We start from the raw sequence: 11,886 nt of genomic DNA, 5'->3' as shown, positions 1-11,886 counted from the left end.
AGTAAGTCTGAAATTCAGACTTGAATCATTTAAGTAAAAGAAAGTTATAGTGGAAACTACTCTCGGGAGTAAAAGACAAGCTTGGATGCATGCAATAAGGCTTAGAACTTTACCTTTGGCATTATCAAGCATTTTGATGGGATCATTTCTGGCTGCGATCCAATCGCATTTTAGACTGGTGGTATTCCTACTTGCTGCCCTGACGACCATTTTCCTACAAGTTCTGTCCAACTTAGCAAATGATTACGGAGATAGCATACATGGGGCCGATAGCCAATCTAGGCAAGGTCCCATAAGGGCTGTCCAATCAGGTATCATTAGTCTACCTGAAATGAAAAAAGCAATGATTTTGCTTGCTCTACTTTCCTTAGCAAGCGGGCTTACCTTACTTTATTTTAGTCTTGATGATTGGAAGCTATTCATAATATTTTTGGGACTGGGAATAGCAGCCATTATAGCAGCTATCACCTATACATCTGGAAAAAAACCCTACGGTTATGCAGGCCTTGGTGATATTTCTGTGTTTATTTTTTTTGGATTATTAGGTGTATCGGGTACTTATTTTTTACATACCTTGAGTTTTGACTGGATCAATTTCATACCAGCTATTTCTCTTGGGCTTTTCAGCACAGCAGTACTGAACATCAACAATATACGAGACATAGAGTCTGACACGATAGCAGGAAAAAAATCGATCCCTGTGCGGATAGGTAAAGATTCAGCAGTTGCCTACAATTGGTTTTTGATCATAGGAGGCAATCTACTCATCATCTGCTATGCTATGATAAATAATGCTTCGTGGGCTTTACTCCCTTTGATTACTTTACCTATGATGCTAAAAATTGGACTCGGAGTAGCACGAGGCAAAGACGCACAAAGTATAGACCCCTTTTTGAAAAAAATGGCTATTTCAACTTTGATTTGGACGATAAGCTTTGGTGTTGGTTGGTATTTTTTTAATTAAACCAGCAGGGAATTCTCGAGAATTGCATAATTTTTGTAAATTCCAGTGCTTAAACCAAAACAATCACCATGAAAACTATTCTCGTACCTTTTGATTTTTCAGAACAAGCTGCAAACGCATTTGAATTTGCCAAAGGGCTTGCCAAAAAGAAAGCTGCTCACTTGAAACTACTCCATGTCTTGGAAACACCTACAATGACATCCATGAATACTATGGGTACAATAGATGCTGGGCCTGAAATCGACCAAATTTATGTATTAGAATTGGTCGAAAAACGCAAGCAACAATTAGCCGACATAGAAGCAAAGACAAACGCAGAAGGATATAAGTTCTCAACTAAACTAATTTTTGGAAATCCCTATGCAGGCATCACCAAAGAGGTGGTTGATTTTGATGCAAACCTCATCGTAATGGGCTCCAAAGGGAGTAGTGGAATAGAAGAACTACTGATAGGAAGCAATACAGAAAAGGTAGTCAGAAATGCAAAATGCCCTGTAATCACGATCAAAGACCGTATCACAACTGACGAAATTAAGAAGATAGTTTTTGCCAGTGATTTCAAAGATAATTCGATTAAGCTTGTCAATAAATTAAAAACTTTGCAGAACACATTGAATGCTGAGCTTTATTTTGTGAAAATCAATACGCCAAGTCTTTTCGAAAATAGTAGAGTTTCAACTAAAAGCATGGAAGCATTTATAGAAGATCATCAATTTGAAAACGCCCATTTTGCCATATATAATAGTGGGTCCGAGGAAGAAGGGATCAGAGATTATGCAGAAGATATTAATGCTGATATGATAGCCATGGCTACTCATGGGCGTACAGGCTTTTTACACCTTCTAAGTGGAAGCATAGCCGAAGACGTTGTGAATCATGCCAAGCGCCCTGTTTGGACATTCAAAGTAAAGTAATGAGATGACAAAAAAGAGAAATAACGACTGGAAGAAAAGAGATGGTGTAGTATACTCTACGAGTGATGATTTTGAATTTGACCTCGGAATCGATCATAACCTAGCTACCCTTCCACCTGCTCAGCAAAACCTTAAAGTAATGCTTGATAAAAAAGCCAGAGGTGGAAAGCAAGTAACACTTGTCGATGGATTCCAAGGTACAGAAGAAGACCTTAAAGAACTGGGGAAGTTACTCAAGAATAAATGTGGTGTAGGTGGAAGTGCTAAAGATGGAGAAATATTGATTCAAGGCGACCATAGAGATAAAGTATTGACCATCTTGATCGAAGCTGGCTACAAAGCCAAGAAATCAGGAGGTTGAAACTTAAATTAAATTTGGCATGATCAAGACTCCTTTGTCGACTAGGTTACTTTATTATTTAGAGTTGATATGCATGGTTCCAATTTTACCCTATCTAGTCATCAAAGGCAAAAAGTTAATCAACTCGATCCCAAAACTCAAACCATGGAGTGAGTTTCAAGCACATAATCCTGTAGCGACCAATGCCAATATACTTATCATAGGAGAGTCAACGGTGGCAGGTGTTGGGGCAAGTTCGGAAGATAACACCATGTTTGGCAACATTCGTATAATGTTTCCATCTATATACAATTTATATAATATAGGTAAGGTAGGTTTAAAAGCGGCTTACCTTACCAAATTCAAACAAAAAAACCAGTCAAAACTCCCTCAAAAATTCAATAAAACCATTTTGTTGATAGGTGCAAATGATAGTTTTGCTTTTACTGACCCAAAAGTATTTTTGTCTGAAATCAATACATTTTTAAGCGGCTTAGACACAGATGAGATTTATGCCTGCACCATCCCACCAGTCCATCAATTTCCCGCCATTCCAAAATTAATGAGACATTTCCTCCGTTTTCAACGTTACCTTTTGATAAGGCAATTGAAACTATTGGAATCACATCACCCTAACCTGCATATTGTCAATTTTTCTTTTGAATCCCACCCAGACTTTTTTGCCAAAGATGGAATTCACCCTTCTGATCTCGCCTATCGAATGATGACTAAAGCCATTTGGACCAAAATCAAAAGTGTGGGAGAAAAAGGTGATCAAAGCTGACCACCTTTTTACTGAAAAATTGAACCACAAACTAAACCTTTTTACCTTCTATTGTAAAAGGTAACTCGTTTGATGTTTATTTACGCACTTGAGGCATTCTTTGGATTGGTTCTTTGAAAAAACTTTTGAAAAGGCTCTTATGCAGAAGATCAAAGAGCTTATATTTGAGCATTGCCAGCATTTCACTACCATTTCCTGAACCTTCCCATAAGTAATGGATAAAATATTAAAAAAGATTGCCTTTTTCATTTCCACTATAGGACATCCACTTATACTAGGAACTTTATATGTAATCTTGATTTCCAGTCATGAACTTGATCCTTTGACTGCTTTGATAATATCTGCTATAGTTATCTGCTTGATCACCATACCCATCACGGTGCATAACTGGATCAAATTAAGAAAAGGACATTACTCCAACTTCGATGTGTCTGACAAAGAGCAAAGAAAAGGTTTTTACCCCTTTAGCATTTTGCTCTTTGTAGCTTGTTTTGCTACTTTCTATATTCTCGACCTTCCAAAAGTAGTTTTAGTTACGACTTTCTTTTTTACTTTGATGCTTTTCATCATGGCAATCGTCAATGAAAACTTAAAAGCTTCTTTGCATATCGCCATTGCTGCATTTATCCTTGCAAAAATCTTGAGCTTATCTTGGCTTTTTGGAGGTAGTTTCTTGATATTCGTTTTTTTGATAGGCTGGTCTAGGTGGTTTTTAGGTAGACATAGTCAAGAAGAATTGCTAGTAGGTGCTATTATTGGCACACTGTGTGGATGGCTTACTTTGTTTTTCTAGCCATTTAGATGGATTTAATTCTGTTTATCCCAAAAACTCTGAAAAACATTTAGACTGGTTTGCAAGTTTAATTTGCATCCTTAACTTTGTATTCATCAATGAGCAGAAACTTCTTACATATCAGGTCTTTTTCAAATACAGCGCAAGCTGTGACTGTTCATCATTTCCACCATTCCTCTTAAGGAGGAACATTATTTACATATCGCCCAGGGTAGGCTGCATGACACATTTATTCAGCTATATTACCAAATCAAAAATTCTTATTGAAATACAAAAACGTATATTATATACTAATGGAAAATATTATCCGAATAGCCGTCCAAAAAAGCGGAAGATTGAGTGATGATTCACTAAGCCTAATCAAAGAATGTGGAATCAAATTTTATAATGGTACAGGTAAGCTCAAATCAACCTCCACAAACTTTCCAATTGAATTCCTTTTCTTAAGAGATGATGATATTCCAGGCTATGTGGCCGACGGGGTAGCTGATTTAGGTATTGTCGGAGAAAATGAGCTGGTAGAAAAAGACAAAGATGTCAATGTCCTAAAAAAACTCGGTTTTTCTAAATGTCGTCTATCACTTGCAATCCCAAAAAGCGAGTCTTACCCAGGCATTGGGTATTTTGAAGGTAAAAACATCGCAACTTCATACCCAAAAATATTGGGAGACTATCTCACCTCAAAAAAAATAAACGCTGCAATCCACGAAATCTCAGGATCAGTAGAAATAGCACCTAGCATTGGATTAGCAGAGGGTATTTGTGATATTGTGAGCTCTGGATCCACCTTGATGATGAATGGGCTCAAAGAAGTAGAAGAAATATTCAAGTCTGAGGCAGTACTGATAGCTAACAAAAACCTAACACAAGATAAGGTCTCCATAGTAGACAAGTTGCTTTTCAGAATGAATGCCGTACAGACTGGAAAAAGCAATAAATATATCCTTCTAAACGCTCCAAATGAGTCTTTAGATAAAATCATCTCATTGATTCCTGGCATGAGGAGTCCCACCATCCTACCTCTAGCACAGGAAGGCTGGTCATCTGTACACTCTGTACTTAGTGAGGATCAATTCTGGGAAAACATCGAAGAATTGCGCTCAGCTGGTGCAGAAGGCATCCTAGTAGTACCAATAGAAAAAATGGTGTTATAAAACTCAATGAGAATCTTTAAAACAAACCTGATCGATAGGAAGCATGAAAATATTAATCAATCCGATAAAGGCTGATTGGAAATCTGCGCTCGCTAGACCAGTCCAGAAAACCAAAGACATAGAGAAAATTGTAAAGCCTATCCTTCGAAAAGTAAAAAGACAAGGAGATAAAGCACTAAAAAAATTTGCTCTTGAATATGATCACGTGGCTATCAAAGAGCTTTTAGTCTCAAGAGAAGAAATAGCAGCAGCCAAATTACTCGTATCAAAGGAACTCAAAAGTGCGATCATTTTGGCTAAAGAGAATATAGAAAAGTTTCACAATGCTCAACGCTCACCTGACATCTCCATGGAAACCATGGATGGCGTCACGTGTATGAGAAAATCTGTTGCTATTCAAAAGGTGGGATTGTATATTCCAGGTGGTACTGCACCACTTTTCTCAACAGTCTTGATGCTAGGTGTCCCCGCAAATCTTGCTGGCTGCGAAGAAATCGTACTATGCACACCTCCCAACAAAGAAGGTAATATTCACCCTGCAATACTTTTTACAGCAGACCTGATAGGAATAGATAAAATCATCAAAGTAGGAGGCGCACAAGCGATTGCTGCCATGACATATGGCACGGAAACTGTCCCCGCAGTTGACAAGATATTTGGACCAGGCAATCAATATGTGACAGCCGCAAAGCAGCTTGCTGTGAAAAAAGGAGTTTCCATAGATATGCCAGCTGGACCTTCGGAAGTTCTTGTATACGCTGACCAGTCAGCTATCCCGGCATTTGTTGCTGCAGATTTACTATCACAAGCAGAGCACGGGGTGGATTCACAAGTCATCTTGGTCGCTAGCTCAGAAAAAGTCGCACAAAAAATAATTAAGGAAGTCGAAATTCAGGTAGAAAATTTGAGTCGAAAAGAAATTGCAAAAAAAGCACTTGACAACTCAGTAGCTTTCATCATGCCCAATCAAGACAAAGCCATTGATCTTATCAACGCCTATGCTCCTGAACACTTGATCATCTGTGTAGAAGAGCATGATGAAGAAGAAGTAGTGAATAGAATCATCAATGCCGGATCAGTTTTCATAGGCAATTTCACCCCAGAATCTGCTGGAGATTATGCATCTGGGACCAATCATACACTCCCTACTTATGGATACGCCAAAAGCTATAGTGGTGTATCTCTTGATAGCTTCACAAAAAAGATCACATACCAAAAAATAAGTGCAAAAGGCATCCAAAATCTTGGCCCTACAATAGAAATCATGGCTGAAAATGAGCTACTAGAAGCCCACAAGAACGCAGTCACATTACGCCTAAACTTCCTAAAAGAAAATCAATAATGGCTTTCAATTTAGAAAAGCTACTTAGACCTCACATCAGTAGCATCAAACCTTACTCATCAGCAAGAGATGAGTATTCTGGTAAAGCTGGAATATTCTTAGATGCCAATGAAAATCCTTTCGGATCTATGGCCACGGGAAATCACAACCGATATCCAGACCCCTACCAACATGACATCAAAGAAAAACTATCCACAGTAAAGCAAATACCAGCCAATCAGATTTTCCTTGGAAATGGATCAGATGAAGCTATCGACCTCTTGATGCGTGCATTTTGTTCACCAGGAATTGATAATATTATCATCCTCCCTCCTACCTATGGCATGTATGAAGTAAGTGCAGGTATCAATGATATCGCTATCAAGCGTGTAAATCTTTCTGATTCATATCAATTGAAACCGCAAGAGATCATCTCAGAGGTAAATGATAACACCAAAATTATTTTCATCTGCTCTCCCAACAATCCAAGTGGTAACAAGCTCAACCGTAGGGACATATATCAAATTTTGACTCAATTTGAAGGAATTGTGGTCGTCGATGAAGCCTATATTGACTTTAGCGATGAGCCTAGTTTCATAGAAGAGCTGAAAAATTACCCGAACCTGCTGGTAATGCAAACATTTTCAAAGGCTTGGGGATTGGCATCATTAAGGATCGGGATGGCTTTCGCATCTGTGGATATCATCAAAATTCTTAATTTGATAAAACCACCCTATAACATTTCAGGTCTTACCCAAGAAAAAGTACTTGAAGCATTGGACAACGCTGCTGACATCAAAGATATCGTCACTAACATATTGAAAGAACGTGAATTCTTGGAAAATGAGCTTGTAAAGCTTCCCTTCGTAAAGAAAATTTTCCCTTCTCACTCGAATTTCATCCTCATAAAAGTCACTGAAGCAAAAAAAATCTACGAATATCTAATTGAGCAGACCATCATCATTAGAGATCGTTCTAAGGTCACCTTGTGCGAAGACTGCTTGAGGATATCTGTAGGTACAAGATCCGAAAACGACGCCCTCCTTCTAGCATTAAAACAATATCAAGCATGAAAAAAGTACTCTTTATCGACCGAGATGGAACGATCATCGTCGAGCCTCCAATAGATTTTCAGGTAGATAGCTTAGAAAAACTTGAATTTTATCCTCGTGCCCTTTCAAACCTTAGAAAAATCACTGAAGAATGTGATTTTGAACTTGTCATGGTCACCAATCAAGACGGACTTGGCACTTCTTCCTTTCCTGAAGATACATTCTGGCCAGCTCAAGACAAAATGATGAAAACACTAGAGGGTGAAGGCATTGTTTTTTCTCAAGTTCATATAGATAGATCTTTCGAACATGAGCATCTCCCTACCCGCAAGCCAGGTATTGCCATGCTTACGCAATACCAAAATGGTGAATATGATCTAGCTAACTCTTATGTAATAGGGGATAGAAAAACAGACGTGCAACTCGCAAAAAATCTTGGCTCAAAATCTATTTTTATTGGTGAAACTTATGAAGAAGCTACATTCAGCACCAAATCTTGGGATGAAATATATGAATACCTAAGACTACCAGAGAGAGTAGCATCGGTAGAGAGAACTACATCAGAAACCTCTATCAAGATCAAAATAAATCTTGACGGTACTGGGAAATGTAATATCAGTACTGGATTGCATTTCTTTGACCACATGCTAGAGCAATTGGGTAAACACGGAGGTACAGATCTAGACATCCATGTGAAGGGAGATTTGCATATAGACGAGCATCATACTATAGAAGATACTGCTTTGGCTCTTGGTGAAGCTTACCTCAAGGCACTTGGGGATAAAAAGGGAATTTACAGGTATGGCTTCTTACTACCTATGGATGATGTCTTGGCACAATGCGCGATTGATTTCGGAGGCAGGCCTTGGATGGTATGGGACGCTGAATTCAAGCGAGAAAAAATTGGAGAAATGCCTACAGAGATGTTTTATCATTTTTTCAAATCCTTCTCTGATACCGCTAAATGTAACCTGAACATAAAAGCTGAAGGCACTAATGAACATCACAAGATAGAAGCTATTTTCAAAGCACTGGCAAGAGCTATCAAAATGGCTGTAAAGAGAGACCTTTCCGCTTTAAATCAACTCCCTAGCACAAAAGGAGTGCTTTAATAGCACAAAGCCTGCTTCGATAAAGCAGGCTTTGTGTTTTTTTGTATATTACCTTTGTACAATTGGCTGTCTTACCGACTCTAGCAATTGTCCCACAGGACCTAGTACCTCTGTAGAGGTAATACCAGCTTGTGCTGCACCCTCTACTACCGCTTGGATAAACAGATCATAATCTGCATTGTTTACCCTTCCTGTCATCCTGGGATTTCTATTTGGATCATGGGCAGCTTCCATATCCAATCCTGAATATGTAAAGTTTCTTGCTCCAGTAGCTTCAGCCAAAAACTCAGAAAAGTCCATCACTAGCGTATTCAAACCTGTCGTTGTCCCATTTCCGACCTCTGTCAACAACACACTGAAATAAGGCTGTAAATCATCATACTTCCCACCTTCGTTTGTTGCTATTGTCAAAACAGTATTGGTCACTACAGTTCTCAAATTCAAGAATCCCTGCTCAATCATCTGACCCGAATTTTGAGGATCAGCTACCTTTGTTTCTCCTCCAAGCTGTACAGCATAGAAAGAATCATCCACCATATCAGGCTCATCCTCACTATTACAAGAAGAGAACCCAATCATTGTTCCAATCAGAGCACTGGCTAACCAGTATTTCACATTTTTCATAATCATTAAAGTTTGGTTTTAGTTTTATTTTCAAAAGACCTCTGGAAGAATGCACCTAATCTGTAGGTCAGTGATTCTTCACTGAATGCAGGGCAACTCTGCGCTAATGTTTCTTCAGAAGGTTGATAGACGCTTGCCATCATAGAAGTAGCTGAATGTAGCTTATCAGCGATCTCTTTAGGAGATACTTCTTTATGCATATACATACAAATCACGTGTCCAGAAGATTTATTGACTCTTACTTCTTGCACACCATTTATGCTTTCAGCCAATTCTGAAAGACTTCCAGCTTGAAGTGAATCTAAGCTTTGATTAAAATCAATTCTAGTCAAAGCCAAATGTGATATAGCTCCAGTCTTTGGTCTTGTGACTGCATAAATGTGTACAGCTAGAGTAGTCACCAAAATGACTAGAATTAATGTGGTCCCTAATAAAATCCGCTTTAACATGATACAATTCTGTTTGATTATGGACAAATACGAGCTTCGAATCTCAATTGGATTTACATGAAATTAAAATCGAGCAAAATTCTTTTTAAAAACCATCTATTTTATTAGTTTTGAAAAAACTAAATATATGAGAGGTACATATAAAATTCTAATAATCTTTAGCTTAGGATTAAGCTCATGTTTTGGAACATTCTCTGAAGGCGAATTACATTTCCGCAATGGTGAATATGAAGAGGCTATTTCAGAATTTTCAAAAACTCTCTTTTTGAACGTAACCGATATCAAATCCCTCCATCTGCGAGCGAGAGCATATGAGGAGCTAGAAAAATATGCAGATGCTTATGACGATTATAAAAGAATACTAAGTATTGATCCAGAATACGGTCAGGCACATGCAGGTATAGGAAAACTCTATTGGAAACTTGAAGACTACAGACAGGCTGAAAATCATCTCCTAAAAGCTGCAAAATATGACGGGGATGATTTTGAGACGATCTTTTTACTAGGTCGTACCATGCTCCAAAATAAAAATTTCAAGAGCGCCGATGAGTTTTTGGGTTATGCAAAAGATAAAAACCCTAAAGATCCACGTGTATATTTTTATCAAGGTATGGCTAGATCTGCCATAGGCGATACATTTGGAGCAGCTGGATCTTTTAACATGTCCTTGGCGCTTGATCCAGACAATTTGGTAACCCTATATAATTTAGGAATAGCCAACATGGCTACAGGGGAGTTTGAATGGGCACTGGAGGACTTTAACCAGCTACTCAAAAAAAATCCTAATCATGTAGATGCTTTGGCAAGAAGAGGAATGTGTAAAAAAGCCCTTAATAATCCGACTGCTTGTCAAGATTTGATGATAGCTGCAAATCGAGGAAGTCAGATAGCCAAAATGAACATGGACGACTGCTAACCTATTTTTGAAGAACAAATTTCTCTGCAAATATGACATAAAGGAATCCAAAAAGATAGCCTCATCAATTCTCGGATCTCCTTGGCTTATTCCTTACAAGTTATTCTTCAAAGCTCGAGTGACCAATTTTCTTTTTGCGGCCTTATCTAAGGATACATTTATTTCGAAGCATACCAATATAATAAGGGATGTAATAAAAAGCCATAGCATTACAGCTAGCATCGTCCCAATAGAACCATAAAGTCTATTATAATTTGCGAAATTATTCAAATAATAAGAAAACAGATAAAACCCAAGGGTAATCAATAAACCTGCGGTAATTGATCCAGCGGAGAAAAACCTCCACTTGTCATGAACAGCGGGTGCAAATCTGAAAATAAATGAAGTGGCTACCATAAAAACGGTAAGCAATACAAAGAACCTGAAAAATGCCAAAAGATAATAATACAAATTGCTCGACACGATCTCCCATTCTGAAATACTATAAAGCAAACTACTTCCAAAAATCATGATCACAACTGCTCCACAGATAGTCAATACCAAAACCAATATGATACCTACAGCGATCAGTCTGGTCTGAAAAAACTTCCTATTCTCCCTTGTCCGATACACTGCATTAAAAGCATTCATCAAAGACATCACTCCATTGGTAGCAAGAAACAAAGCCAAGAAAAACCCCAAAGACAACAAGCTTTGACGAGGTTTGCTCACTATGTCCATAAAAGTAGCTTCTGCTTCACTATAAATGCTCGGAGGAATGATCTCTTCAATAAACAAAAGAATATTCTGCGTGGTGACATTCGTGAAAAACAGCCCAATATAGGGTATCATATTTAACAAAAACAGTAAGAGTGGAAACATCGCTATAGTGAAACTAAACGCTACCGAACCTGCTCTTTCTATGATTTCATCTTTTCGAATCTGATCCAAAAATATTTTTCCTACATCATATAAATTTTGGTCTGGGTTCCCAAAATGAAATGACCTAAGCTTCTTTGCTTTTCTTATCAGTCTAAATGATAATAATCTTAGTCTGCTCTTTACCAAAAGTTCTAAATTTAAAAATATGGTTTTAAAATATCCAACAAATATTGTGGCGGCCTACTTGGCCTGTGGGTGTCAGTTTTCAGAAATGTCAAAATAGTTTTGCCTGTTGTAATCAAGTCCATCTCTTCATTATACACCTCATATTCGAAAGTGATCCTTGCGCTTGGCAAATAGGGAATCTTCACTTTTATTGTCAATAACTCATCATATTTACCTGGTCTAAGGTATTTAGTCTCTTGCTCTAGGACAGGCATCATTATACCATTAGCCTCCATTTGTTTATAAGAAAAGCCAACGGCCCTGAGTGCCTCTACCCTGCCAACTTCAAAATACATGGCATAATTCCCATAATACACATATCCCATTTGATCTGTCTCTGCGTATCGTACCCTTACTTGTGTTTCTGAAACAAACAT

At 38.1% G+C, this 11,886-nt stretch carries 14 protein-coding genes; 10 read left to right on the top strand and 4 right to left on the bottom strand.

Going from position 1 to position 11,886, the window contains the following annotated elements; genetic code table 11:
* Positions 1-49: 49 nt before the first annotated feature.
* The 9 genes from MM214_RS01830 to hisB all read left to right on the top strand — a co-directional run bounded on the left by MM214_RS01830 (position 50) and on the right by hisB (position 8,434).
* Positions 50-964, top strand: coding sequence for a 1,4-dihydroxy-2-naphthoate polyprenyltransferase (locus tag MM214_RS01830; protein WP_241291318.1), 915 nt, complete (start codon positions 50-52; stop codon positions 962-964).
* A gap of 68 nt (positions 965-1,032) precedes the next feature.
* On the top strand, positions 1,033-1,878 hold the full coding sequence (locus MM214_RS01825) for a universal stress protein (RefSeq protein WP_241291316.1): 846 nt from the start codon (positions 1,033-1,035) through the stop codon (positions 1,876-1,878).
* Between the two features lie 4 nt (positions 1,879-1,882).
* Positions 1,883-2,239: a translation initiation factor gene (locus MM214_RS01820; protein ID WP_241291314.1), complete on the top strand. Its 357-nt coding sequence runs from the start codon at positions 1,883-1,885 to the stop codon at positions 2,237-2,239.
* Positions 2,240-2,258: 19 nt separating this feature from the next.
* Complete coding sequence (locus MM214_RS01815; protein WP_241291313.1) at positions 2,259-3,002, top strand: SGNH/GDSL hydrolase family protein; 744 nt, start codon at positions 2,259-2,261, stop codon at positions 3,000-3,002.
* Between the two features lie 214 nt (positions 3,003-3,216).
* Entirely contained in the window at positions 3,217-3,795 is a 579-nt protein-coding gene (locus MM214_RS01810) for a phosphatase PAP2 family protein (protein ID WP_241291311.1), read from the top strand.
* Between the two features lie 293 nt (positions 3,796-4,088).
* Positions 4,089-4,949: an ATP phosphoribosyltransferase gene (gene hisG, locus MM214_RS01805; RefSeq protein WP_241291309.1), complete on the top strand. Its 861-nt coding sequence runs from the start codon at positions 4,089-4,091 to the stop codon at positions 4,947-4,949.
* A gap of 43 nt (positions 4,950-4,992) precedes the next feature.
* On the top strand, positions 4,993-6,291 hold the full coding sequence (gene hisD, locus MM214_RS01800; protein WP_241291308.1) for a histidinol dehydrogenase: 1,299 nt from the start codon (positions 4,993-4,995) through the stop codon (positions 6,289-6,291).
* A complete protein-coding gene (hisC, locus tag MM214_RS01795) occupies positions 6,291-7,343 on the top strand; it encodes a histidinol-phosphate transaminase (RefSeq protein WP_241291306.1) in 1,053 nt (350 codons plus the stop codon). The genes hisD and hisC overlap by 1 nt, the downstream gene beginning before the upstream one ends.
* Entirely contained in the window at positions 7,340-8,434 is a 1,095-nt protein-coding gene (hisB, locus tag MM214_RS01790) for a bifunctional histidinol-phosphatase/imidazoleglycerol-phosphate dehydratase HisB (protein WP_241291304.1), read from the top strand. The genes hisC and hisB overlap by 4 nt, the downstream gene beginning before the upstream one ends.
* Positions 8,435-8,482: 48 nt before the next feature.
* Here hisB and MM214_RS01785 read toward each other — a convergent pair whose 3' ends face one another.
* Together MM214_RS01785 and MM214_RS01780 are read right to left on the bottom strand one after the other, a co-directional pair.
* A complete protein-coding gene (locus MM214_RS01785) occupies positions 8,483-9,058 on the bottom strand; it encodes a globin family protein (protein ID WP_241291303.1) in 576 nt (191 codons plus the stop codon).
* A gap of 5 nt (positions 9,059-9,063) precedes the next feature.
* Positions 9,064-9,507, bottom strand: coding sequence for a heavy-metal-associated domain-containing protein (locus tag MM214_RS01780; protein ID WP_241291301.1), 444 nt, complete (start codon positions 9,505-9,507; stop codon positions 9,064-9,066).
* A 127-nt stretch (positions 9,508-9,634) separates the two neighbouring features.
* Here MM214_RS01780 and MM214_RS01775 point away from each other — a divergent pair, with 127 nt between their 5' ends.
* Positions 9,635-10,423: a tetratricopeptide repeat protein gene (locus MM214_RS01775; protein ID WP_241291299.1), complete on the top strand. Its 789-nt coding sequence runs from the start codon at positions 9,635-9,637 to the stop codon at positions 10,421-10,423.
* A 93-nt stretch (positions 10,424-10,516) separates the two neighbouring features.
* On the opposite strand, the gene MM214_RS01770 is transcribed toward MM214_RS01775, so the two are convergent.
* Positions 10,517-11,470, bottom strand: coding sequence for a YihY/virulence factor BrkB family protein (locus tag MM214_RS01770; protein ID WP_241291297.1), 954 nt, complete (start codon positions 11,468-11,470; stop codon positions 10,517-10,519).
* Positions 11,471-11,481: 11 nt separating this feature from the next.
* The gene (locus MM214_RS01765) at positions 11,482-11,886 is read right to left on the bottom strand and encodes an acyl-CoA thioesterase (protein WP_241292002.1); all 405 of its coding nucleotides are present in this window, start codon (positions 11,884-11,886) and stop codon (positions 11,482-11,484) included.

This window comes from Belliella kenyensis, assembly GCF_022549675.1.
In the GTDB taxonomy this organism is placed as follows: domain Bacteria; phylum Bacteroidota; class Bacteroidia; order Cytophagales; family Cyclobacteriaceae; genus Belliella; species Belliella kenyensis.
The sequence above is the reverse complement of the archived record's forward strand: the minus strand, read 5'-3'. Positions and strand labels throughout refer to the sequence as shown.